Below are 25,318 nucleotides of genomic sequence, written 5' to 3' on the forward strand. Positions count from 1 at the left end.
GTTTATTTCCTAAATGCAAGTTGAGCGATCATTGTTGCAGCCAAGGCTGCAGTCTCTGTTCGCAGCCTACTTTGACCAAGCGAGACAGAAACATATCCTTGGCTCATCGCCAAACGTACCTCTTCGATGGAGAAATCACCCTCTGGTCCGATGAGTATGGTAACTTCCTCATCACAATTCAGTTGTGTCAACTCGTTATATAAATCCTTTTTATCAATCTCAGCATAGCAATGGGCAATATATTTAACGCCCTTTCGTGGTTGCTTCACAAAGTGTTCGAAAGACTGGATATCGTTCAGCAATGGCTTCCAAGCCTTTCTGCTCTGCTTAACAGCAGCTACCACAATCTTATCTAACCGTTCTAGCTTTACATTTCTGCGTTCGGAGAAGGCGCAATTAAGCAATGAGAATTCATCGACACCTATCTCCGTAGCTTTTTCCAAGGTCCATTCCACCCTGTCTATAACCTTTGTTGGCGCCATTGCGATGGCTATTCGTCCACGCCATTTCTTTTCTTGCGGCAATCGTTCCACAATATCGTATAGACATCTACTTTTTGTTACGAGGGTGAGTTGCGCCTTAAAGAAACAGCCAGCACCATCGATTAGAAACACTTCATCGCCACTTTCCAAGCGCAAAACCCTTGAAGCGTGTGCCGCTTCTTCGGCAGGCAACTCGTTAGAGCATTCTGCATTGGGTACATAGAAATAGCGTGTTTCCTTCATTTTTGCTTGTCTTTCCTTCGTTTTATTTCTTCGTTGATGCGCGATGCCAGTTCATAGTTCTCGTCTTTAATGGCTTTGGCAAGGGCATCTTCAATCATTTTATCATCTAGGATGTTTATCGGCAGCGACGCACCCATAGCATTCTTACTGAAAGGTGTTCCTTGACGCGCCATCAGAGATGATTCTATATATATAGGTATGTTGCCAATGATTGAGAGCAACACAGCATCGCTTGCCCTAAGCTTTATGGGCTCGAGGGTTAATATGTTGTAAAGCAGCACTCGATACTGACCATCGATGATGTCGTCGATGATTATTTCAAAGTCGTCAGAGCTGAACGAGCGCACCAACTGCCACAAAACTTCAGGTAAAAGCATTTTGGTGATGGGCAGATGGTTAAGCCGCAAGCCGAGCTGTTCTTTCATTTCCTTATCGCAAGGAATGAGTAACTCCATCGTTTGGGCTTCATCGGTGAGCGCGAGCAGACCAAGCTGCTCGTTGCCAACTATCTCGGCTACATTATTGAATACTAGTTTTATCTTCGATTTCATTCTTTGTCTACTCCCTTAGGGCGGAAAACGATGGCAAAAGCCACACCCACAACGAGGGCGTATGCTGCAAAGACATACCAGCAAGTTTGCCAATTGGTTACTCCGTCTACGGTAAAATGATTAACAATGGCCTGTGCGCTCAGTGTGCCAACTGTTGCACCAATACCGTTTGTCATTAACATGAACAGGCCTTGCGCACTAGAACGCATGTGAACGTCGGTTGATTTGTCTACGAACAAAGACCCCGAGATGTTGAAGAAGTCGAATGCCACCCCATAGACAATCATTGACAGCACGAAAAGCCATACGCCACTGCCAGGGTTGCCCAAGCCAAATAGGCCGAAACGTAGCACCCATGCGAACATGGCAATAAGCATAACGTTCTTTATGCCAAAACGTTTCATGAAGAAAGGAATGAGCAGAATACAACAGGTTTCGCTGATTTGAGATAGCGAAATAAGAATATTGGCGTGGTTTACACCAAAGGTATCCGCATATTCGGGTATGCTTTCAAAACTGGTTATAAAGGGGTTTGCAAATCCATTGGTGATTTGCAAGCTAACGCCCAACAGCATTGAGAAGAAAAAGAAGATGGCCATTTTCTTCTGTTTGAACAGTGAGAAGGCGCGTAGCCCTAACTGGTCGGCAACACTTTTTCGCTCTGTCACGCCCGATGTGGGACATGCTGGGAGCGTAAAGCTATATAAGAAGAGTATGACACTGAATATTCCCGACACAACGAATTGGTTTTGGTTAGGCTGAAAACCCATTAAATCCACAAACCACATGGTGCAAATGAAGCCGACGGTACCGAAAACACGTATCGGGGGGAAATCTTTCACGGTGTCCATATTGGCTTGTGTCAATGCCGTATATGCCACCGAATTGCTCAAAGCAAGTGTTGGCATATAAAAAGCTACGCTTAAACTATAAAGAGGAAATATCATCGAGCCGGCAAAAGTACCCGCAACAGATGCCCCGTCCTGAATTTGTCCCATGGCGACAAATCCATAATAGGCTGTCGCGAACATGAAGATGGCTGCCAACAAATGGCACAATCCTAGTAGGCGTTGAGCTGGCATCCAGCGGTCGGCCACTATACCCATGATGGCAGGCATAAAAATAGATACGATACCCTGTACGGCATAGAACCAACCAATTTGGTCGGCCATTCCGATCTTCACAAGATAAGTCCCCATTGAGGTGAGATAAGCTCCCCAAACAGCAAATTCGAGGAAGTTCATCAAAGATAAGCGTATTTTCAGATTCATGATTATAAGTATTTTCTCCACAAAGTTAAGGATTATTGTTGATATATAATAAGCTCACGCTCCTTTTTTTATTGAAATAGAGTTATTAACGAACAACAAATCGGACAAAGTGATGAAGAATGCGTAATGTTGTAAAAAAAACATATATTCTTGGTCAAGATGTAAAATTAAATCACTAAATTTGCAGCGTAATTTGTGGCAGGTTTTCAAGCGGATCACCATGGGATTCGCCCCGGAAGACAGCTACAATGTTAATAATCAACATTAATACACACCATGGAGAAACAAAAAGAATTATGAAAACAGCAATTTCTAAAACATCGAAGTTCATTGCATTGGCAATGATGTTCCTCGCTTCGTTTACCGCATTCACCGCATGTGGCAGCGACGATAGTGATGATTCTAACACCGTAAAGATTGACGGGCAGGAAACAAAGGTAATTTCTATGCTTGTAAGCCAAATGGAAGAAACTACAAACATTTCGTTGACCATTGCCTCTGTGGACAAGAAAAGCACGAAAGTCGATCAACTTACTTTTTCTGTACCCGTAAAGGATTATGGAAAAACCATTAAATACAAAGAAGGAAATGTACTAGGAACACTTTTTGACAACTCGGTTAACCTAAACAAGGAAAGTCAATTTATGGTAACGAAATCTGATGATGGCGTTTACAAACTGACATTCCAGTTGTCTCAAACTGTTGGAGGAAAAACAACAACTGTTGCAGGAACTTACGAAGGTAAGCCTACGACTGTAGACATTCCTCAAGCACAATAAGCATCAGCGAGCTATAACTACAAAAGCAATAAGCCATATACCTCTCCCCAATTTGGGGCGGTATATGGCTTATCTTTATATTACAGGGGATCGACATTCAAGCCGTATCTCTTTCAGCTTGCATCAAAACATACACACAAAACGAAATAAAGACGTCCTTTATCAACAGCGTGTATATCGGAGTAAACACAAAAAAAAGGCGCATCCTTAGGATGCGCCCGTTCTCTCATTTCACTTTACGTAGAAATTACATGTGAGCAGCGGTGTCAGCAGCAGCAGTGTCAACAGCGGCAGCAGCAGTGTCAACAGCAGCAGTGTCAACAGCAGCAGTGTCATTGTTACCAGCAGCAGCGTTCTTCTTGTCGTTGCAAGATGCGAAAGATACAGCTGCAATAGCTACGAAAGCCAAAACTAATTTTTTCATTTTCTTTGCTTTTTAAATCTGTAAAACAATCATTCGTTTATTAAAACATTGCAAAGGTAACCATTTTTCTAATACGACAGACTATTTTTTATGATTTTTTTTCGACTTCGATTGTAACTTTTCCATAATCATCTATAAGCCAATGAATTACAGAAACGTTAAAATTGAGTCTAGAAAAGCCATTTTAACTAATTTCATCTTTAACAGATCATTCTGGGCAAATAAACAAAGCACTTATCCGTGCATGTGTGCGTCCACAAATGAAAGCGGCAATAAGTCTTTTATGGACGAAAGTTCGAAAACGCGACTTTCACCATAGAGAAGAATTCGGACAGGATGCTTGTATCTGTCTTCCATCTCTAATACCACCTGTCTACATGCTCCACAAGGGCTGATAGGGTCAGTAAGGAAACCATTTTCATTGCGTGCAGCCACGGCTAGGGTATTGATAGACTGCTCTGGGCATTGTGATTGGGCTGCAAAGACGGCCGAACGTTCTGCACATAGGCCCGATGGGAATGCTGCATTTTCTTGGTTAGCCCCTATAACCACACGTCCATCGTCTAACAAAACGGCTGCACCCACATAGAACCTTGAATAATTAGCGTATGCATTATATGTAGCCAACTTGGCTTGTTCCAGCAGCTGGCGATCAGCCTCGGGCATTTCGTCGAATGTAAATTCACGAATGCGGATGTTAAGGTCAATTGTTCTCATATTATATATTGTATTTCATTTCTTTATTCAACATACTCATACGCTCCCAGATCGGGCTTAGCGTCGCGTGCAATCCCTCTTCTGTCGGTAGGTAATGCCCACAATGGACTGCCAGAATCTATCGCTCCACTACCCTTTTTCAACCTGAAATCGTAATAAAGGTTCTTCTCGTCGAACACCCTAAACGTGTTGCGGGGCGATTGAGTGGTATCGTTGGCGGCCTCGAACACAATGTTCTCGAACTTTGCATTGGCGTAGGGCTCCGGTTTAGGCATTCGTATACGATTGTTTCTGAATGTCATTAGTACACCTTTGTCCTTCTCTTCCTTTCCCAACATCACCACATCGCTGGCATAACCGGTAAGAAGGCTGTTCTGAACTTGCACACTCACCAGCGGATTTTTATTAAATGTTATCCACAAAGCCGCTCCCCGATTTGCTCCAAATGGATAAAACTGGGCCAAGGTGCAATGGGTTAGTGTCGCTTTTCCTCCGTTTATGCGTACACAATCGTTCTGTGTGTTGGATATTTGGCAGTTTTGCATCTCCACCTGACTATTTTCGGCCAATATGCCAAAGCCCTGACAGTTGTGTATTGTTACAGCTTTCATGGATAATTTCAGTTGGGAAACATCCGAAGAGTCTACCCGCAGTCCATCGAAAGAGCTGTGAATGTCTGCATTTTCAAACTCGTTACCATACGAATGCTCGTAGATACGCACACCCGCCCACTGTCCGCTCACACGGTCGTATGGCAAGTATCTAAACATCTTGTCTAACCTATCGCCACGCAACACCACGTTAGCCTTGGCCGTTCCTTTGATAAGCAAGCGCCCATAGACATCTATGCCTGCCTTATCGTGGAAAAACAGCATAGTGCCTGGTGTTATAGTGAGCGTTGCCGAACTGTCAACACGTATACCACCATAAACGACAATAGGATTTTCTCCCGTCAAGGTGGTGTCTCTACGTATGCGCAGGTTTGTTACTGCATGTGCTTTCCAACTGCGGGCACGAAGAATTACCTGTTGTTCTACCCTGCCCTGCTGACTGAAGACCAACTTGTCTTCAATCAATTCCATACCCGACGTTGTGGCCTTAGGCGATGTCAGTTCCACGAAAACACGAATGCTATCGTTCTTCCGTACTTCCAAATCGCTCGTTTGAAATCCCGATTCAGAACTTAAATAGGTGCCATCTACGTTTACACGATAGCCCTGTTGATTGCCTCCAGCCAGTCGCACACTAGACAAACGGACGTTACTTTCCGAGCGATTATACACCCAAAAGGTGCGTGTAGACGTAGGAACGTTTGCAAATACAGTGTCCAAGTCTATCGTGTCGGCTGAAAAATAAAGTGGTGAAACCGAAGAAGATGTAGAGAAATCATCGTCGGAGCACGAGAAAAACAAACTGATTATGGCGATAATTAAAAAAGCGTACTTTACTTTCATACATTCATTAACGTGAGCTATACAAAAATATTGTCGACGAGCATAAAAAGAATACGTTACCTAGGGTAAATACGCGTTCTCATACCACAATAATATCGCTTCATGAATAACGTATTAAGGACAAACACCTTATAAGCTATTGAAACGGATAAATAGCGTTTTCGAGACGCATTAAACGAACAATGGAATTATGTTTTTCAAAACATAGTTTTGTTATCGCTAAGATATACTCCTGTTCCATCTTAACTGGAACCGGATTCCAGTTAAGATGGAACAACCTTCCACATCACATGGAACAGGGTTCCAGTTAAGATGGAACAAGGCGAAGAACATAAAAGCTGAGTCCAAATAGTATTTTAAAGGAATCCAAGAAACAACAAACTCACTTCCCAGACATGATAATAAAGATAAGCGAGAATAATAAATGCAAGCGAAATGCTTTAGTCAAGGCAGAAAATAAAAACAGCTTTCTATGTGGCATTATATTGTAGTAAGAAAGCTTTATGTTGTTTTTCAAAATGAGGACGCAAGTAGGCCTTGACGAAGAAAAACCTTTTTGACAAGCCCCTCAAGCCTAGTATGGAAAGCCAAAACAAGGTGTGTGTGGTTTGTCAAAAAGGTTTGTTGCTTTTAAATGCCGTATTGTATGACGGTTATTGTTAGCGCATCTACTGCATTATGGTTCAATAATACCCGCTTCTTCCCATTTTACAATGAGTTCGAGACAGTCCTTATAAGCTATATTGTATTCCACTTCGTACTGCTCCAACAGTAAATCGGCCAGCGTTTCAGCTGTAAATTCCTTGCCTTCTATGGCTTCCCAAAGGTATGCCGACGTTTCGTTCATGCTGATAATCTTGCTGAAATCAATGTTTTCTTTACCTTCAGCCACAATAACATGCTCGCCACAAATGGAGCGTAAATTAAATCCTACTTTCTTCTTCATAACTTGATATACTGTATATGCGCAGTTTTCTCCTCTTAAATAGGTCCGAACAGGCGCATCCAAATTCGTGTGTAAAAAGCCAACAAGTATCTGCGTATAGGGAAAAGTCCCATCCATAAGGTCGAATATACACGCCATTTAACACTGTTGGTCTTGTCTAACGTTTCTCTTCCTTTTCTATAAAAGCCTAGGGCAAAGCCTCTAATGTCTTCGCGCTTGCAATGCTCGGTGGCAAGGTTGCCGTCTCCACGCAGCGTTATATTGTCGCCATCAATCTTAACGATGCGATGAAGCACAAACACACCAGTGGATATTTCTGCCAGCACGGCATCGCCTTTTTGCAGCGTAGTAGGCTTGCTTAATAGGGCTTTGTCACGGCCGTGCTCCAAAAAAGGACGCATGCTATACCCCTTGAGCCCAAATGTCACCGTGTGGCCTTCTTCTAGAAAGCGAGCCACTTCGGGCAGAAACTGGGCATTTTCGAACTGCAATTCTCTTATTTCGCTATTGTTTGTCGGCATAATAAGGCTGCATCTTTATCGGGTAAACAATGGGTTATGTAGATGCCCGTTGTCTCTATAATCTTAGTAATGGTGTTGCACGCGTTGTTAAACACGTCCTTATCCCACTTCATCGTAGAACAAGAGGGCAACAACGAAGCAAAAGCTTCGATGGGTTTAAGACGTTCAACGCTATTAACTTTTGCTCGGTCGATACGCGAAATAGCGCCCAACTCGGCCTTAATGTTGCGATAACATGGGGTTTTCCCACTCCACGGACTACCATATATATAGGGTTTGCCATCGATGATGCGAATAATGGGGTTATCGTCGTTCATCAAGTCGCAATTGGGAATATAGCGCAACCAAAGACTTACGTGCGTGCTTTTACCTGTTCCACTTTTAGCAGTGAAAGCATAACCACGGTTCTCGTGTCGAACAAGCGAGGCATGGATAAGCAAAGTCTGTTTAAACGATCCTGCAAAAGCGTATGCCAGCATCAGGGCATTATTTATACCAAAGTTTCGCATAGAAAAGTTACCCTCCAATTTACAGTAACAAAGCGAAAAGTCTTTGTTGGTATGGAGCAGGCAACAGAGTTTATCTTGGAGGTTGCGAATATGAAATTGGTAACCACCTGATGGTAAAACGTCTACCAAAGTCATGCCGTTGCCTGTGTCTATGTCCCTTATCAGCTCGGTATCTTCCGGTGAATAAGGCTTCAAATCGTTGGTTACAATGAGCTTTAAAAGCGGATTTACAGGTTCGCCCTCTATCTTGAAAGGTTCCAACGACTGTATGAGCGACCCGTCTATTGGTGTCGCATCTTCAAAAACAATGCTGATGTCGTGTTCGGCGATGTTAAAATTATAAGTCATCAATGATGTTCTTCTCCGTGTGAGTACGTGATCAGCCAATGCCAACCAGGCAGTCACAAACCCTTGATAAGATTTAAATGACAAGTCCCTTTGTGCTTAGTGGCAGACCCGTAATTAGGGAATTATAGCCTCGAAGGCATCATTTTTCGGGGGCAATAGGTTCGAATTTAAACTCATTGCCTTTGATATAGCGCAAGTTGGCATCGCCTTTGGCCGCAGTTTTCTTCAAGAGTGTGGCATATTTCTTTTCTGCCTTTTTGCGCGAAAGGGCAAAACACGTGATGCAAGTGGCGTTTGCGAAACCCTGCGATTGTAGGAAATCGCGAAGTTGATAAGAATAATTCTCTCGACTATAAAGGAATTTTCCCTTATCGTTAATCCATGCGTCAATCTCTTGAACGTCGGTCAAATAAGCCGTCGAGTCGTTGAACGAAGCGGCCATTCCAAATAGATAAACCTTGGTTTGAACTAATTTAGCAGAGGCCGTAGTGGCCAAAGTGAGCAAAAATGTTGCTACGAATAAGTATTTTTTTAATTGTATCATCTTCTGTTTGTTTGGCGGAAATCCGCCTTTAATTCTTTGGCGTGACGTACACTGTTTATTACCCCATCGCCTTTTGCTTCTTAACAAAGCACATTTTATTGCCCAAGATAGGTTTTGAGCATTTTATTCTTGGTGTTGTTTCTCAGCCTACGTATGGCTTTCTCTTTTATCTGTCTCACGCGTTCGCGAGTTAGCCCATATTTGTCGCCAATCTCTTCGAGCGTCATTTCCATTTGGTTGATACCGAAAAAGGCCTCAATAACATTACGTTCGCGTTCGTTGAGAAATTGTAAGGCTTCTGCAATCTCGGCTCGTAACGACTCTTTCACCAGTTCGTTGTCAACTGTTGGCATGTCCGAATTGGTTAGCAGGTCTAACAAACTGTTGTCTTCACCATCCACAAACGGTGCATCCACCGAGATATGTCTACCCGTTACCTTGATAGCATCTTCTATCTTATCTTCAGGCAGATCGGTTTTCTCGGCTATTTCGTTGATGCTGGGTCTGCGTTCGTTTTCTTGTTCGAACTTATTGAGTATCTTATTGATCTTGTTTACCGACCCAACTTGATTGACGGGCAAGCGAACAATGCGGCTTTGTTCGGCAATGGCTTGTAAGATACTTTGCCTAATCCACCACACCGCATAAGAAATAAACTTAAAACCACGAGTTTCATCGAATTTTTCGGCAGCTTTTATCAGGCCTACATTACCCTCATTGATGAGGTCTTGTAGGCTTAAGCCCTGGTTTTGATATTGTTTGGCAACAGACACGACAAACCGCAAGTTGGCTTTGGTTAGCTTCTCCAAGGCTTTTCGGTCGCCTTTTCTGATGCGCTGTGCCAATTCAACTTCCTCTTCCACAGAAATTAGCTCCTCATGACCTATCTCCTGCAGGTACTTGTCCAGTGAGTCACTCTCCCTGTTCGTTATCGATTTCGTGATTTTCAGCTGTCTCATTAAGCGTTGCTTTTATATGCTTGTATGCAAATTTAATGACTTTGAGGCACATCCACAAATCTTTTTGCTTTTTTTTGTTTATTCAACTGCATCTTCGTGGCAGTGCAAAAGAAAAGGCAGACGATGACATCGCCTGCCTTTTCTTTTTCTTATGCATGGTTTGTTGGGTGGGCTATAGTCTCCTCATCAGTCTTTAGAGAGACTGAGATTGTATACCGTAACACCGATAAACGTTAGTAGGGCAACGAATAAGACTATGGGTCTGAAGCTGGTGAGGTTAACAGCCAACAGCGATTCGTAGAACCGCACGCCTATGTTACGACCAACGAGCCCCAGTTGTTCCCAACCTCGCGTGAACAGAATAAACGCCAAACCCACCATACAACAGAAGAGTGTCCATATCCTGTTGTAGGTGCGGATAGCCGAACGGGGTAGCTTTTGCATCACACGCTCAGAAAAGCCATCGTCGAAAATTTCTTGTTTATGCTCCGAAAAGAAGTGCATCAACAATTCGTCATCTCTTTCTGTCATATCCATTGTCTTTTAAGTATCGGGTCATTTTTTCTTTTCCTCTGAACAAGTGCGACTTTACTGTGCCGGCAGCCATTCCTGTTATCTCGGCAATTTTGTCGATGGGTTGCCCCTCCATCAACTGCAAGGTGACGCATGTTCTTTCGTAACTGCTCAGCATATTCAGAGCTTCATAGATATCTAGCGAAACCGTTGTGTCGGAAATATCAGCATTTCGCCTGTCCACTTCCATCGTTTCCAAATCCTCGGTCTGCTTATTGCTGCGTGTATAATCGTAAAACACATTGTAGGCAATGCGGTAAAGCCACGTGGAAAAGGCTGCGCCACCTCTGAATTTGGCAATATTGAGGTAAGCTTTCACGAAAGTGTCCTGTGCCAAGTCATCGCTCAACGGTTTATTTCCCAACGTTTGGTTGAGAAAGAAACGCCTGATGGGCGACTGATACCGCACAACCAGCTCGTTAAAAGCTTTACGGTTGTGTTGTTCAGCCGCCATGGCAACCAGGGTATTATCGTTGAGCTGAGTCACGTTCATTTAGAATTCGGGATGGTTGTCTTCGTTTTTATTTTCACGTCTTTTGCGAGAAGCGCGGGCCATATACACCTGTCCGAGTCCGTAGCATAGCACCAGCAGGCCAACGCCGGCAAGTTCTTCTGCATCGAACAATAGGAACATCAGAGCCAAGCCCAGTCCAATGGCAGAGTTCTTTACGCCTTTTCTCCACAGGGTTTCATCGCTGTCGGTTAGTGGAGATTCTACTCCCGTTGCTGGTAACTGCCCCATTTCCATAGCCTTTATCGACAATTTCACACGGTCGTTATGCCGCTTTATCAGATAATAGATGATAAAGGCGAAGATGAGGAATGGTGCAACCAGGAAGAGGAATACGCAAACGACAACAAATATAGCCGCAAGCGTTCCACCAGGACCATGATTTAACAGCCAGTTCAATGCACTCACGGGATCACGATTATCATCGAAGTCGTCGCTATCCATACTCATCGAATTGGACATATAAATGCTATCCGAATTCGATCCACTAACGGAAGTGGTATCAGAATAGACCTCAACGGATGCCGAAGCACTGTCGGCCTTCAGCGAAACGGTTGTAGTCCTGTGGCGATGTCGGTGCTTTGGGGTGGCATCCATGGCTGAAACTCCGACCAGAAACAGCATGGAAAACGCCAATAGATATTTTTTCATCATGTTGTTGTTTTATCGTTTTTATGTATATATGACGTAAACAAATGTATTTTAGTTGCAGAGGATGAAAAAAAAACATATATTTGTACTCGCAAAAGAGAAGAAAGCATGGCTTTACCACAAGAATTCACCACTTATACAAGGGCTTTAATGGGTGACGAACTTTATGAAAAGTTGCATGTCGCATTAGAACAAAACCCTCCTGTAAGCATAAGACTCAACCCGTTTAAGACAATAAACGGCGAGACGGAGGTGTATAATGTGGACGAAGGTGTGGCATGGAGCGACAACGGGTATTATCTTTCAGGGCGACCTAACTTTACGTTCGATCCGCTTTTTCATACTGGGGCCTATTACGTACAAGAGGCATCATCGATGTTTGTTGCGTGGATAGTGAAACAATTGATACACTCGCCCATCACGATGCTCGACCTCTGTGCTGCTCCAGGCGGTAAATCTACTGCGCTGAGGAGTGTTCTGCCACGAGGAAGTTTGCTCTTTTGCAACGAACCCATAACGCAAAGGGCCAGCATCTTGGCAGAAAACGTGCAGAAATTTGGGCATCCCGACATGGTAGTGACTAGCAATTTCGCAGCCGACTATCGCAAGAGTGGCTTACAGTTCGATGCTATCTTGGCCGACGTACCTTGCTCTGGCGAAGGCATGTTCAGGAAAGATGCGGGAGCAATTGCCGAGTGGAGCGAAACGAATGTGGAACATTGCTGGCGATTGCAACGCGAAATTATTGCCGACATTTGGCCTTGTCTGAAACCGGGCGGACTACTCATATACTCCACCTGCACCTTTAACGACAAGGAAAACGAACGTAATGTTGAGTGGATAGCACAAGAGCTGGGTGCCATTTCCGACCTTCCCCCCATTCCATCTGCATGGAAGATTACGGGAAGTATAGGTTCTGAACTCCCCGCTTGCAGGTTTATTCCAGGCATATCTAAGGGTGAAGGTCTCTTCTTATGTGTGCTTAGGAAGAGGTACGAACATGATATTGTACACGATGAGCGGAAAAAACGTTCTCAAAAATACATGACACAAAAAAATAAATTGCCCGAAATGCCACAGTGGCTAAACGACAATTTCGCGTTCGAGACGTGCCAAATTAACGGCAACATCCACGCTATACCCAGTGAATGGACAAGTCTGTTCGATAAGGCCAGCACGGCATTGCGCATTGTTCACGCAGGAGTTGCGCTGGCTACACCAAAAGGAAAAGATCTTGTTCCACATCCCGCACTCGCCCACTCCATCGCTCTCAACACCGATGCATTCTGCAAATGCGAACTTGATTATGACTCGGCCATCGCTTTCTTACGGCGAGAGGCCATCACCTTGACACCAGAAACGCCACGCGGATACGTGTTGGTTACTTATCAAGGCATGCCACTTGGCTTCGTAAAGAATATCGGCAATCGCGCCAACAACCTCTACCCGCAAGAGTGGCGTATAAAAAGTACGCACATTCCACAACCACAACAGATTATAAAATTAAGATGAAACAATATTTAGACTTGCTTCAACGCATCGTGAATGAAGGCACACGCAAGGAAGATCGCACAGGAACGGGAACGTTAAGCGTTTTCGGACACCAGATGCGTTTTAACCTCCAAGAGGGTTTCCCATTGCTAACCACAAAGAAGCTACACCTCAAATCCATTATCCACGAGTTGCTTTGGTTTCTTAAAGGAGACACTAACGTAAAGTATCTGCAAGAAAACGGCGTGAGGATTTGGAACGAATGGGCTGACGAAAACGGTGAGTTGGGGCCTGTTTATGGGCATCAATGGCGGTCGTGGCCCAATTATAACGGTGGGCACATCGACCAAATACAAAGCATTATAAATGCCTTGAAGACCAATCCAGACTCTCGACGAATGATTGTCAGTGCATGGAATGTGGCCGAAGTTGACCAAATGGCTCTTCCACCCTGCCATTGCCTATTCCAGTTTTACGTTGCCGAGGATAAGTTAAGCCTGCAACTGTATCAGCGTTCTGCAGACACATTCCTCGGTGTACCGTTTAATATCGCCTCGTATGCCCTGCTAACGATGATGATGGCACAAGTCTGTGGCCTGCAACCTGGTGATTTTATCCACACCACAGGCGACACCCACCTCTATCTAAACCATTTGGATCAGGCCAAAGAGCAGCTGAGACGCACTCCGAGAACTTTACCTAAGATGGCGATTAACCCCAATGTGACTAGCATTTTCGATTTCAAATACGACGATTTTACCCTCGAAGGATACGATCCTTTGCCCCATATCAAGGCCGAAGTGTCGGTATAGAACTCCCTAACATACAAGGTTATGCAGATAAATATCATAGCTGCCGTGGCCCGAAACAATGCCATTGGCTATCAAAACAAACTTATCTATTGGTTACCCAACGACCTGAAACGCTTTAAGGCACTTACCACTGGGCACACCATCATTATGGGGAGAAACACCTTCTTGTCGCTTCCCAAGGGTGCATTACCCAATAGGCGCAACGTAGTGTTAAGCACTACGCAAACCGTTTTTCCTGGTTGTGAATGCTTCTCGTCACTACACGATGCACTGCAAAGTTGCTCTACCGACGAAGACATATATATAATAGGTGGCGCGAAACTCTACAACGAGGCCATTACCATTGCCCACAAACTGCTTTTAACCGAGGTAGACGACACGCCAGACAAGGCCGACGCCTTCTTTCCCAGCTATGATGGTTGGGCAGAAAAGGATCGTCAGTGTCACAAAAAGGACGAGAAGCACGATTTCGACTATTGTTTCGTCGATTATGAACGTACAACTACACCAACTCTCGGCTAATCCTAAGCAGATAAGATACATATAGATACAAAAGTATGATTATAAAAATATGTGGCATGCAACATGCCAACGACGTCAAGATGGCCTCACAAATAGGCGTCGACCTTCTTGGTTTCGATTTCATTCCCCAAAGTCCGCGATACGTAAAGATGGTTTCGTCGCAGGCAGGTATTATTCCCGACTTCAGCGTAGAACGACTTCGGGCGTTGAGCCAACAAACGAACACCCCTCAACCACAACCTATAACCATTAGCCGAGTTGGCGTTTTCACCGACGACATGCCACAAAATATCGTTACACGCGTTTACAATTATGCCCTTGATTATGTGCAACTAAATGGTGACGAACCTGCTGTTACCCTCGAAAACCTACGTCGCACCATCGACCCAGACATACGCAAAGGCATAAAAATCATCAAAAGGATTGACATTGCCACACAAGCCGACTTATCTAAGGCTATGGAATACGAGGGTAAAGCCGACCTCTTGCTGTTTCATATCACAGCAAATGAAGCCGAGATGCAAGTCGCCAGCGATGGGAATTCACAACTAAACCAACTGCTTTCAGCATACCTTGGCACCACACCGTTTTTAATAAGCAAGCCCAATGCCCCATTCGACACATTATTAATAAGGAGTATCTCCCATCCGCAATTCGCAGGAATAAACATAGATACACAGTTCGAGTTAGAGCTTGGCAAAAAAGACATGGCATCGTTACAAGAATATGTTGAAGCCATTAAGGCCATCAAATAACTATATCTACTATAAACGCCACAGCGAATAAGTCCAACTATGAATATAGTTATTATCGACAACTACGATTCCTTCACGTTTAACCTCGTTCACCTCATTGAAAGTCTTGGTGCAAAGGTAACAATATTGAAGAACGATAAGTTTGATCTTGTCGACCTCGAACCTTACGATAAGATTGTGCTTAGTCCTGGACCAGGACTTCCTTCAGAAGCTGGAAAAACTATGGACGTGATAAAAGCCTACGCCCAAACCAAGCCTATACTGGGCGTGTGCCTAGGTCATCAGGCTATTGCAATGGCCTATGGAGGAACGCTAACCAACCTTTCAAAGGTGTGCCACGGAATATCTACTCAGGGAACGAACCTCGGCAACGATCTCATCTTTGAAGGATTGCCCACCCAAGTGCCAATGGGCAGATACCATAGCTGGGTTGTGACTCCGCAAAGCGTGAGTGATCCACTAGAAGTAACAGCCCTAAGCGACGATGGACTAATAATGGGTATCCGTCACAAACAGCTTAGGTTGCATGGGATACAGTTTCATCCCGAGAGCATTTTAACCCCAGACGGCAAAACTATTATGAATAACTGGCTGAGTAAAGGCTAATTATTAAATTTCGTGTTTTACGTTCATCAATCAGTTTAACTCATTATCATATAATGCATTAAGAACTATCTATGAAGTAATTATCTAACATCTGCGCATACAAACCGAACCATTATTTTATTCAAAAATGTATATTTAGTCCTTAAAAATATATGTTTTATAAAATAAAATCATACCTTTGTATGAGAAAAAAGGACTTTATGAATACCAAGAGCCCATTTATCATGATAACCAAACACCAAAACAGCTATTTGATGGAGCAAATGGTATGAAACCTTAAGCTTGCCTGAACTTATGACGAGAAAACAACAACACTACAAATGGCACCTAGTTGGAAATGTAATTCTAACCTTGGTAATGTTTACCGCTATCTCGGTAATCCTTAAACCTGTATTCATGCTTTACAATCACAGCGCATTTAAAGATTGTAACTTTTCCGATTATGTCGCTGTTATTTGGCATGGTTTGCCCATGGATATATCCGTGGCTGGTTATTTCACCATTATCCCCGCCCTATTGGCATTCATCTCCATTTGGTTGCATCCTGCATTAATTCGCTGTTTGCACAAAACCTATTTGCTTATAGCGTCGCTAGTGCTCAGCGTGGTGCATTGTACAGATGCCGTGCTTTACGACTATTGGCGCTTTAGGATAGACTCTACGCCGTTTTTCTACTTCTTCAGCTCACCTAAAGATGCATTAGCTTCTGTGCCTGTATGGTGGGTTGTGCTAGGCGTTTTTATATTGCTACTCCTTACTTTCGTAATTTTCATCATCCTTTCTAAGTCATTAGGCTCGTTACCCGAGAGCATAGGAATCGCGAAAGACAGACTTATTACAACAGGTATCATGGTTGTTGTGTTAGGTTTGCTTTTCATTCCCATCCGCGGAAGCTTAGGAACTTCAACAATGAACCTTGGCCGTGTGTACTACAGCGATAATCAAAAGCTAAACCATGCTGCCATTAATCCATGTTTTAGTCTACTCAGTTCGATGGTTAACGATGAGAATACGAAAGACCAATACCGTTTTATGACGGCTGCCCAAGCTAACAAGCTGTTCTCACAAATCAAAGATAAGACGAAACAAGGCGGATCTGACGCTGTATATAAGCTGCTCAATACCAACAGACCCAACATTGTGATGGTGGTGTTGGAAAGCTTTTCGGCACATATAATGAAGAGTATGGGAGGCACGCCTAACGTTGCCGTGAACATGGATAAGTGGGCTAACGAGGGGGTACTGTTTACCAACTTCTATGCTAACAGCTTTAGAACCGACCGCGGACTAGCAGCAATCCTAGCTGGTTATCCCGCCCAACCCACAATGAGCATCATGAAGTATCCCAGCAAAACTGGCAGTTTGCCGATGTTTCCACAAAAGTTGAAGAAAGTGGGATACCAATTAAAGTACTACTATGGTGGAGATGCCGACTTCACTAATATGCGCTCTTTCGTAACCACAGCTGGCTTCGAAGACCTTGTTTCTGATGCCGACTTTCCGATTAAATTAAGACTAAGCAAATGGGGAGTACCTGATCAGTATGTATTCGACCGTGCATTGGCAGACATCAAGAACCAAACAGCAAACGCAACACATCTCAGCGTGATACAAACAAGTAGTAGTCACGAACCCTATGATGTTCCTTACAAAAGGCTGAACAATAAGATACTAAACGCTTTTGCCTATACAGACAACTGTCTAGGTAAATTTGTTGCCGCATTAAAGAAGTTGCCGTCATGGAAAAACACCCTTGTTGTGCTGGTTCCCGACCATCAAGGGTGCTATCCAGAGAATATGGACAACTATACACCTGAACGTTACCACATCCCATTGCTTCTACTCGGAGGCGCACTTAAAGCCAAAGGCCCCATCTCCACATTTGGTTCGCAGGCCGATATAGCCGCCACCCTACTGTCGCAATTGGGTCTTTCGTACAGTGAGTTTACGTTCAGCAAAGACATGCTCAATCCCAATGTGCCGCATTTCGCCTTCTCAACAGTGCCCAATGCATTTATGATGAAGACAAGCGATAACACCGTGTTTTACGACTGCGAAACAAACAAGGCACTTTTAGATAACGGGAAAACGCCGAGAAAGAACCTGCCGTATGCCAAAGCTTACTTGCAGAAACTCTACGACGATATTTCCAACCGCTAACTATTTTAGATGATAAAGACGCTCAACAATCTGGATGCAACCATCTTGTTATGGATCAATAGCTTCCATACGCCATTTCTCGACCAATTCATGAGCCTCATTTCAGGCAAATGGATATGGGTTCCCATGTACGTAGTTGTCTTTATGGTGCTCTACATGCGTATCGGGCTCAAGCCTAAGCTGCTCGTTGTCCTGTCAACCATCGGGATAGCACTTTTCTTTTCAGATTTTGTTTGTGCCGAATTCATCCGTCCAATATTTAATCGTCCCCGTCCTTCACAGATGGGTAGTGGCATCAACCACCTCGTTCATATTGTAAATAACTATCGTGGCGGCGATTATGGTTTCCCATCTTGTCATGCAACCAACTCATTTATGCTAGCTACCATGGTCACCTTGCTTTTCCGAAACAAGGCGTTGTCTATCTTCCTATTCTTTTGGGCCATTGCCATGTGTTACAGTAGGGCATATCTGGGCGTTCACTATCCTGGCGACTTACTAGCAGGAGCATTGTGGGGCAGTGGTGTTTCGATTGCGCTTTACGCATTGGTAAATCGCTTCTGTACACTTACAGAAGTAAAAGGAGCCAAGCACACACGATACATCAGCATTGCGGGAATGGCAACTTTCGTCCTTCTCCTAGTTGTGGCAGCTGTGCGCATCTGTCAAGGAGCATAACAAAAACAGATGTAGTAACATCAACTTACTTCGCCATTTCTTCCGCAACATAAAGCCATCTCAACCCGTTTCGCCTTCTAAATAAAACTAAGAAGGCTGAAACTCGTACACGTTTGCTTGGCATCTCAATCTTTTTCAGTATATTTGCAATACAAATAACATAACAGGTAAATAATGAAACCAACACTATTGTTACTCGCCGCAGGCATGGGAAGCCGTTATGGCGGGCTTAAACAGCTCGACGGTCTTGGACCTAACGGCGAAACCATTATGGACTATTCCATCTACGATGCCATTAAGGCAGGGTTTGGAAAGATAGTCTTTGTTATTCGCAAAGACTTTGAGAAAGACTTCAAAGAGAAAATTCTGTCTAAGTACGAGGGGCACATTCCTGCCGAATTGGTGTTCCAAAGCTTAGACGCACTGCCCGATGGCTTCACTGTTCCTGAAGGAAGGGAGAAGCCATGGGGAACAAACCACGCCGTGATGATGGCCAAAGACGTTATCAAAGAGCCATTCTGCGTTATCAATTGCGATGATTTCTATAATCGCGATTCGTTTATGGTGCTTGGCAAGTTCCTTGCCGAACTGCCCGAGAATGCCAAAAACACCTACGCCATGGTGGGTTTCCGTGTTGGAAACACGCTTAGCGAAAACGGAACTGTGGCACGAGGCGTATGTTCTACAGACGAAAGTGGTCTGCTTACCACTGTGGTTGAGCGCACAGAGATCATGCGTGTAGACGGAAAAGTATGCTACAAAGACGAGCAAGGACAATGGGTAGCCATTGCAGACAATACGCCCGTATCGATGAACATGTGGGGATTTACTCCCGACTACTTCGAGTATAGTGAGGCATATTTCAAAGAGTTCTTGGCCGACGAGAAAAACAGAACCAACCTAAAAGCAGAATTCTTTATTCCGCTAATGGTCAACAAGCTGGTAAACGACAAGACGGCAACAGTAAAAGTGCTAGACACCACCAGCAAATGGTTCGGCGTTACCTATTCGGCCGACCGTGAAGGAACGGTTGAACGCATACAATCGCTCGTTAACGAGGGCGTGTATCCCGCAAAACTGTTTTAAATCTGACTAGCAGATAGCCATCTGCGAAACAACCTTAAGGTAGCTTTCGCAAGTCGGAAGATAAGGGTTAAGACACTGCTTTCAAACCTCTTGTAGGGTTACATACGTTTGGTACTGCTGTTCCAGATAAGTTGGAATGTTGTTCCAGTTGATATGTAACAGGGTTCCAACTTATCTGGAATAAGGTTCCATCTTATATGGAACACTGCGAAAGGTTTGAAAGCAGTGTCTTAACCCTTTCTTATTGCCTCTCCATTTGTATGGTCGTGTGCGTCTACTCATTATTATACGCGTACGCGTGCGAAAACCTTTGCACATCACCTTTTGTGAGTTTCCCCTGATGAAGCATAACCAAATTAGCCCTCCACTTAGATTAGAGCACACTTTAGGCTTAGTTCTTTGTTGCCTTTAACATCTAATTTAGCTTTCCGCTCAAGACAATTTACACATACCAAAACAGGTTTTGCCCACCCGTTTAACGAGTAAACAAAACCTGTTAAGATAAAACCTCAAAGTTTATTAAACTAATTCACCTTGCAAATCTTAGTCTAGCCACTTCACGTAAGCGAAGTCTTGGCGGTGTGGCAGAAGGTCGTTCTTGGGATACATCCTTACACAACTTCTGTATGTACCTGCGTTAGAGGGTTCTATTTCAGCCTCGAAGGTGAAGAGGTTACCCTCTCGCTTAACCATCTTAAATTGATGAGTGCTATACACTTCGCGCTCTGAGTCGCTTTGTTCGTTGTTCAACGAAACCAACTCCAAACCAACAGCGTCGTCCAAGCCTTGTTCATCGATAACGTAGGTAATCTTGTATTTCATACCCGTTTCGCCTCCGTTCTCCAAGAACGAAGTTTCTTTCGAAACGACATGAATGCCATCCCATCGTTCGGCCACAGCCTCTTTCCACAACGAAATCTTCTTAGCCAGCTCGTTGTTGTTGGCCAACAGTTCGGCAGAGCGCTTAGCCTGACGGTTGTAGAACTTATCGAAGTAGTCGTCGAGTTGACGTTTCATCGTGTAGTGAGGTGCAATAGTGGCTATCGAATTCTTGATAACCTGAATCCACTTCTCGCTATAGCCCTTCTTGTTCTTCTTATAATACATCGGGATAATCTCGTTTTCGAGCAATCCGTAGATGGTAGCCGCGTCAAGTTTGTCTTGATACTCTTGGTTCTGATATGTACGCTTCTCGTCCAAAGCCCATCCTGCGCCTTCGCGATAGCCTTCAACCCACCATCCGTCGAGCACCGAGAGGTTTACAACACCATTGAGTTCAGCCTTTTCGCCCGAAGTTCCTGAAGCCTCCAAGGGACGTGTCGGCGTGTTCATCCAAATGTCTACACCCGACACCAAACGACGTGCCAGCTGCATATCGTAGTCTTCCAAGAAGATAATCTTACCCAAGAACTCGGGACGCTGGCTTATCTCGAAGATACGCTTAATAAGTCCTTGACCTGCGCCATCTGCGGGGTGAGCCTTTCCGGAGAAGAAGAACAGCACGGGATGTTCGGGGTCGTTAACAATCTTAGACAAGCGGTCGATATCTGTAAAGAGCAGGTGCGCACGCTTGTAAGTGGCGAAACGACGGCAGAAACCAATCATAAGGGCGTTGGGGTTGATGCGCTCGAGCAGCGAAACAACACGCGAAGGGTCGCCTTGGTTTTTGAGCCATGTCTCGGTGAACATCTCGCGGATAAAACGAACAAGCTTATTTTTCAACGCCATACGCGTGTTCCAAATCTCCTCGTCGTCTACATTATAGATGCCATGCCAAATCTTTTCGTTGCTTTGGTCCGACATGAACGAAGGATCGAAGTACTTATCGTAGAGCTTACGCCATTCGGTAGCGGTCCAAGTGGGTAGGTGAACGCCATTGGTTACATAGCCCACGTGGTTTTCTTCTGGGTAATAACCTCCCCAAATAGGTGCAAACATCTTTTGGCTAACCCATCCGTGTAGACGGCTAACACCGTTAACTTCTTGGCAAGTGTTGCAAGCGAATACCGACATACAGAAACGTTCATCGTGATTGTCGGGGTTTTCGCGACCCATACCGATAAATTCGTCCCACGAAATACCCAGTCGTGAGGGATAGCCACCCATATATTTGCCGAACAAGTTTTCATCAAAATAGTCGTGTCCAGCAGGTACGGGCGTGTGAACGGTGTAGAGTGACGATGCGCGAACAAGCTCCATAGCCTCGTTGAAAGGCATTCCGCCATCAACATAGTCGCACAAACGTTGCAGGTTACACAATGCTGCATGACCCTCGTTGCAGTGATAAATCTGTTTCGTTATCCCCAATTTCTTCAGCGTCAGAATACCACCCATACCCAAAAGGATCTCTTGTTTCAAGCGGTTTTCGTTGTCACCGCCATAAAGGGCATGGGTAATGGGGCGGTCGTATTCAGAGTTCAGCTCATTATCCGTATCTAGCAGGTAGAGGCTAATGCGTCCCACGTTCATGCGCCACACGTAAGCGTGAACCATGTAGTTCATATAAGGTACGTCAACAACCACAGGATTGCCGTTCTCATCTAGCTGCCTAACCAGCGGAAGCGAGTTAAAGTTCTGCGCATCGTAGTTGGCAATCTGCTGTCCGTCCATGCTTAACGACTGCTTGAAGTAGCCATATCTGTACAAGAAACCAACAGCACACATGTCTACATTGCTGTCTGATGCCTCTTTAAGATAGTCGCCGGCGAGCATACCCAGACCACCCGAGTAGATTTTCACCACTTGGTTGATGCCGTATTCCATGCTGAAATAAGCCACCGAGGGGCGTTTGCTGTCGGGTTTCACATCCATATACTTGCGGAACATGGCGTACACGTCCTTCACTTTCTTCATCAGGGCCTTGTCCTTCACGATTTCTTCCTTGCGGTCGTAGCTCAATCGTTCGAGCAACATCACGGGGTTGTGTCCCACTTTCTCGTAAAGGGCTTCGTCGAGGCTCTTCCACATATTGCGTGCCTCATAGTTCCAAGCCCACCACATGTTGTGAGCAAGCTCGTCCAGACATTTCAGTTCTTCCGGCAGTCGCGACTTTATGGAAAGCTCTTTCCACACCGGAGCATTTGAATAATCGGCTTTAATCTTCATAATCTCAGTTCAATTATTGAATAATGTTATTGTTTTTTCTTACTTAGTTCTCTCATCCGCCTTTCTCAGAGCAATGTCGTAGGCTTCTTCGTAATAGGTGATGAATTTTTTCCAAAGAGCTTTCTTCGAAAGTTTTTTGGCCTTTACCCTTGCCTTTGTTACCTGTGCCTTGTCTAATAAGGAATAGTTCGTCACCGCATCCTTAATTTCATCAGCCACCTCATGGTAGTTGTAGTCGGTGCGATGCACAATCTTTACGCCATTTTCAAGGCTGTTTTCTGCCTTTTCGTCGGCCAAAACGTGTTGCGCCCAAATACCAAATCCGGCCAAATCGGTGGTTATACAGGGTATAGAAAATGCCACTGCTTCAAGCGGAGTATAACCCCACGGCTCGTAATACGAAGGATAAACGCAGAGATCGTTACCCAGAATGAGGTCGTAATAAGGTATGTTGAAAATGCCATCGTTGCCATTGAGGTAGCAAGGAACGAATATGATCTTCACCTTATCTTGCTTGTTGTTCACAAAATCTAACGAATGCAACATCGATAAGGCGTTGTCTTGGTCCATGTTATGCAACCAATGGGTGAGCATGGGCCATTGCAATGGTGTATCGAAAGTGGTGTTGGCCTTGGCTTTCAGACGTTCAGCGAGGTCTTCGCGCACACTGCCCACCCATGCGGGCACATCTATAAAGGCCACAACCTTCTTATTTAGCCGTTCATCGAAACGTAAACGGTTCATAGCATCAATAAAAACGTCAATGCCTTTGTTTCTAAACTCGTATCGGCCACTGGTAGAAATGATGAGCGTATCATCGTCGAAGGTGTCGCCCGTTAGGCAGTTGGCCACACGTAACATCTCTGCACGAGCACGTTTTCGCTTGGTTGTGAAGGCATTAGACTTCGGAACAAAGTCGTCTTCAAACCCATTCGGAAGCACCACGTCAACTTCTTTGTCTAGCAATTCACGGCATTCGTGGGCCGTAATGTCGCTAACGGTGGTGAAACAATCAACGTTCCATGCCGTTTGCTTCTCTATCGAATGCTTGCTTTGCATGTTCAATTCGTTGGCCATTTGGTCTCCGTTGTAGGCAAAAAGATATTCGTAGAGGGGCTTGTTGTTGCCAGCAATACTCCGTCCAATGCTTGTTGCATGTGTTGTAAAGATGGTAGCTATCTCTGGGAGGTGCTTTCTTACGTACAGCAAGCCCAATCCGGCCATCCATTCGTTACCATGATAAATCACCTTTGCACCTTTCTCCGTTTGGTGACGATAAAAACTTTCTACCACTTTTGCCGCTGCATACGAAAACATTGATGCTTCATCATAGTCGCCATAACCGTGCAAACTGTCCACTTGGAAATCTTCCCACAATTCGGCGTATATCTTATCCTTCTCAGCAAAGAAGGGTTGGAAATCTACCAATACGGCAACAGGCGAACCAGGAACATTCCAACGGCCCACCTTAATGTTCAATCCCTCCGTCTTGGCCTGCTTTGCCCAGTCGGAATAAAGGTCTTTTATTTCCTGAAAATCGGTATTTTCTTCATTCAAAAGCGGTCCCACGAAAATTATCCTGTCAGGCATCGCCGCTTGTAAAGTCTGCGCCCGTGTCGAAAGAACCGTGTAAATCCCGCCAACCTTATTACATACTTCCCAACTTGATTCTAGAATATAGTCGGGGAATAGCTTTTTTCTATTCATTTATATATAAAAAATAATGTTGCAAAGATAACATAATTTTCAGATAACGCCCAAGTTATGGTACATTAATTTGCCAAAAGGGGGCATATACTTGATATAGGTTTGGTTGACGAAGGCTTTGAGGGCGTTTATAAAAATCATGGAAAGAAGAGCCGAGTTCTCCCTACCCCACTAATTTAAACAAAGTGTTGAAGATTGGTTCTGCTACATTCTACGTATCGACATCTTTAAAATACAGTACACAAGTCGGTGAAATTAACTTGCAAATAGTTAGGGATAATCACCCTGGTATATTGATTTATCACCTCAATGGAATTTGAAGTAGCCAGCCCTACAAGTGGCATAGCGGCTGCAGTGACAGATTTAAAGCCATTGATACTATCTTCGAAGGCCACGCATTCGGTAGGTTTCACTCCGAAATAGCTTGCACCAAGCAAGTAGCAATAAGGATCGGGCTTGCTTTTCACAAAATCTTCGGCCGTGAAAATGTGGTCGAAGTGAGCCTTGAAATTAGGATGCTGCGTGTAAACTTGCTGCATTTTTTGCTTGTTGCTGCTAGTAACAACAGCCGTATTCACGTTAAGCTGATGCAATTGGATAATAAAATCCTCAAAGCCAAGCACATATTCAAACTGCATATTGTGCTCGAATGCGTTAAGTTCTGCTGTTATCTCGTTCTGCAAATCATGTAAATCAGCAAAATAACGTTCGTAAATCCAAGTCAAAGTTTGCCCTTTAATGGCGGTAGCCAGCTGTGTTTCGTTTGGATAATAGCGTTCGAACACTGCGCGCCAAAACTCGGTATATAATGGTTCTGTGTCGAAAACCACTCCATCTAAATCAAAAAGGGCTACTTTTTTGTAACTCATTTACACTTTCGTTGAATAAGATTTTACTTGTATTGTACTACCTA

26 protein-coding genes are annotated in these 25,318 nt (G+C 44.3%); 9 read left to right on the top strand and 17 right to left on the bottom strand.

The window, feature by feature from the left end:
* Positions 1–2: 2 nt before the first annotated feature.
* From F453_RS0101790 to F453_RS0101800, 3 genes are read right to left on the bottom strand one after another with little or no spacing between them, the layout of a single operon-like run.
* Positions 3–725 carry an RsmE family RNA methyltransferase gene (locus tag F453_RS0101790; protein WP_018966459.1) on the bottom strand — a complete coding sequence of 241 codons (723 nt, stop codon included), beginning with the start codon at positions 723–725 and terminating at the stop codon, positions 3–5.
* Positions 722–1,276 (bottom strand): bifunctional nuclease domain-containing protein, encoded by a 555-nt coding sequence (locus F453_RS0101795; RefSeq protein WP_018966460.1) that lies wholly within the window; start codon positions 1,274–1,276, stop codon positions 722–724. Before F453_RS0101795 ends, F453_RS0101790 begins: the two co-directional genes overlap by 4 nt.
* Positions 1,273–2,547: a nucleoside permease gene (locus tag F453_RS0101800; protein ID WP_025789806.1), complete on the bottom strand. Its 1,275-nt coding sequence runs from the start codon at positions 2,545–2,547 to the stop codon at positions 1,273–1,275. Before F453_RS0101800 ends, F453_RS0101795 begins: the two co-directional genes overlap by 4 nt.
* Before the next feature lie 296 nt (positions 2,548–2,843).
* Between F453_RS0101800 and F453_RS0101805 the strand changes: the two genes are divergently transcribed.
* Positions 2,844–3,326, top strand: a complete 483-nt coding sequence (locus tag F453_RS0101805) for a hypothetical protein (protein ID WP_018966462.1) — start codon at positions 2,844–2,846, stop codon at positions 3,324–3,326.
* A gap of 247 nt (positions 3,327–3,573) precedes the next feature.
* Here the strand turns inward: F453_RS0101805 and F453_RS15785 are convergent, their stop codons facing one another.
* The 11 genes from F453_RS15785 to F453_RS0101860 form a co-directional block, all read right to left on the bottom strand.
* Positions 3,574–3,750, bottom strand: coding sequence for a PG1828 family lipoprotein (locus F453_RS15785; protein ID WP_009235559.1), 177 nt, complete (start codon positions 3,748–3,750; stop codon positions 3,574–3,576).
* Between the two features lie 234 nt (positions 3,751–3,984).
* Positions 3,985–4,467, bottom strand: a complete 483-nt coding sequence (gene cdd / locus F453_RS0101815; protein ID WP_018966463.1) for a cytidine deaminase — start codon at positions 4,465–4,467, stop codon at positions 3,985–3,987.
* 23 nt (positions 4,468–4,490) lie between these two features.
* Positions 4,491–5,921: a right-handed parallel beta-helix repeat-containing protein gene (locus F453_RS0101820; protein ID WP_018966464.1), complete on the bottom strand. Its 1,431-nt coding sequence runs from the start codon at positions 5,919–5,921 to the stop codon at positions 4,491–4,493.
* A gap of 676 nt (positions 5,922–6,597) precedes the next feature.
* Positions 6,598–6,867, bottom strand: coding sequence for a PqqD family protein (locus tag F453_RS0101825; protein ID WP_018966465.1), 270 nt, complete (start codon positions 6,865–6,867; stop codon positions 6,598–6,600).
* Between the two features lie 35 nt (positions 6,868–6,902).
* A complete protein-coding gene (locus F453_RS0101830; RefSeq protein ID WP_018966466.1) occupies positions 6,903–7,388 on the bottom strand; it encodes a S24/S26 family peptidase in 486 nt (161 codons plus the stop codon).
* A complete protein-coding gene (locus tag F453_RS0101835) occupies positions 7,364–8,245 on the bottom strand; it encodes a hypothetical protein (protein ID WP_018966467.1) in 882 nt (293 codons plus the stop codon). The genes F453_RS0101830 and F453_RS0101835 overlap by 25 nt, the downstream gene beginning before the upstream one ends.
* Before the next feature lie 139 nt (positions 8,246–8,384).
* Positions 8,385–8,789, bottom strand: coding sequence for a hypothetical protein (locus tag F453_RS0101840; RefSeq protein WP_018966468.1), 405 nt, complete (start codon positions 8,787–8,789; stop codon positions 8,385–8,387).
* A 95-nt stretch (positions 8,790–8,884) separates the two neighbouring features.
* Complete coding sequence (locus F453_RS0101845; protein WP_009235566.1) at positions 8,885–9,748, bottom strand: sigma-70 family RNA polymerase sigma factor; 864 nt, start codon at positions 9,746–9,748, stop codon at positions 8,885–8,887.
* Between the two features lie 186 nt (positions 9,749–9,934).
* Positions 9,935–10,279, bottom strand: coding sequence for a DUF5056 domain-containing protein (locus tag F453_RS0101850; RefSeq protein WP_018966469.1), 345 nt, complete (start codon positions 10,277–10,279; stop codon positions 9,935–9,937).
* The gene (locus F453_RS0101855; protein ID WP_009235568.1) at positions 10,263–10,814 is read right to left on the bottom strand and encodes an RNA polymerase sigma factor; all 552 of its coding nucleotides are present in this window, start codon (positions 10,812–10,814) and stop codon (positions 10,263–10,265) included. Before F453_RS0101855 ends, F453_RS0101850 begins: the two co-directional genes overlap by 17 nt.
* Positions 10,815–11,486: a DUF6249 domain-containing protein gene (locus tag F453_RS0101860; RefSeq protein WP_009235569.1), complete on the bottom strand. Its 672-nt coding sequence runs from the start codon at positions 11,484–11,486 to the stop codon at positions 10,815–10,817. It lies immediately after the preceding gene.
* Between the two features lie 105 nt (positions 11,487–11,591).
* On the opposite strand from F453_RS0101860, the gene F453_RS0101865 reads away from it, so the two are divergent.
* The 8 genes from F453_RS0101865 (at position 11,592) to F453_RS0101905 (ending at position 19,593) form a co-directional block, all read left to right on the top strand.
* A complete protein-coding gene (locus F453_RS0101865) occupies positions 11,592–12,995 on the top strand; it encodes a methyltransferase RsmF C-terminal domain-like protein (protein WP_018966471.1) in 1,404 nt (467 codons plus the stop codon).
* The gene (locus F453_RS0101870; protein WP_018966472.1) at positions 12,992–13,786 is read left to right on the top strand and encodes a thymidylate synthase; all 795 of its coding nucleotides are present in this window, start codon (positions 12,992–12,994) and stop codon (positions 13,784–13,786) included. Before F453_RS0101865 ends, F453_RS0101870 begins: the two co-directional genes overlap by 4 nt.
* A 21-nt stretch (positions 13,787–13,807) precedes the next feature.
* Positions 13,808–14,308 carry a dihydrofolate reductase gene (locus F453_RS0101875; protein ID WP_018966473.1) on the top strand — a complete coding sequence of 167 codons (501 nt, stop codon included), beginning with the start codon at positions 13,808–13,810 and terminating at the stop codon, positions 14,306–14,308.
* Between the two features lie 35 nt (positions 14,309–14,343).
* Entirely contained in the window at positions 14,344–15,063 is a 720-nt protein-coding gene (locus F453_RS0101880) for a phosphoribosylanthranilate isomerase (protein WP_018966474.1), read from the top strand.
* A gap of 39 nt (positions 15,064–15,102) precedes the next feature.
* Positions 15,103–15,669, top strand: a complete 567-nt coding sequence (locus F453_RS0101885) for an anthranilate synthase component II (RefSeq protein ID WP_018966475.1) — start codon at positions 15,103–15,105, stop codon at positions 15,667–15,669.
* Between the two features lie 357 nt (positions 15,670–16,026).
* Positions 16,027–17,829: an LTA synthase family protein gene (locus F453_RS0101895; RefSeq protein WP_081619098.1), complete on the top strand. Its 1,803-nt coding sequence runs from the start codon at positions 16,027–16,029 to the stop codon at positions 17,827–17,829.
* A gap of 9 nt (positions 17,830–17,838) precedes the next feature.
* The gene (locus F453_RS0101900; protein ID WP_018966478.1) at positions 17,839–18,507 is read left to right on the top strand and encodes a phosphatase PAP2 family protein; all 669 of its coding nucleotides are present in this window, start codon (positions 17,839–17,841) and stop codon (positions 18,505–18,507) included.
* A 174-nt stretch (positions 18,508–18,681) separates the two neighbouring features.
* Entirely contained in the window at positions 18,682–19,593 is a 912-nt protein-coding gene (locus tag F453_RS0101905) for a sugar phosphate nucleotidyltransferase (RefSeq protein WP_018966479.1), read from the top strand.
* Positions 19,594–20,136: 543 nt separating this feature from the next.
* Here the strand turns inward: F453_RS0101905 and glgP are convergent.
* The 3 genes from glgP to F453_RS0101920 all read right to left on the bottom strand — a co-directional run bounded on the left by glgP (position 20,137) and on the right by F453_RS0101920 (position 25,274).
* Positions 20,137–22,698 (bottom strand): alpha-glucan family phosphorylase, encoded by a 2,562-nt coding sequence (glgP, locus tag F453_RS0101910; protein WP_009235580.1) that lies wholly within the window; start codon positions 22,696–22,698, stop codon positions 20,137–20,139.
* A gap of 39 nt (positions 22,699–22,737) precedes the next feature.
* Complete coding sequence (locus F453_RS0101915; RefSeq protein WP_026292412.1) at positions 22,738–24,405, bottom strand: glycogen/starch synthase; 1,668 nt, start codon at positions 24,403–24,405, stop codon at positions 22,738–22,740.
* Between the two features lie 227 nt (positions 24,406–24,632).
* Entirely contained in the window at positions 24,633–25,274 is a 642-nt protein-coding gene (locus F453_RS0101920) for an HAD family hydrolase (protein ID WP_018966482.1), read from the bottom strand.
* Positions 25,275–25,318: the final 44 nt, after the last annotated feature.

Origin of the sequence: Hoylesella loescheii DSM 19665 = JCM 12249 = ATCC 15930 (assembly GCF_000378085.1) — a bacterium.
Lineage (GTDB): Bacteria > Bacteroidota > Bacteroidia > Bacteroidales > Bacteroidaceae > Prevotella > Prevotella loescheii.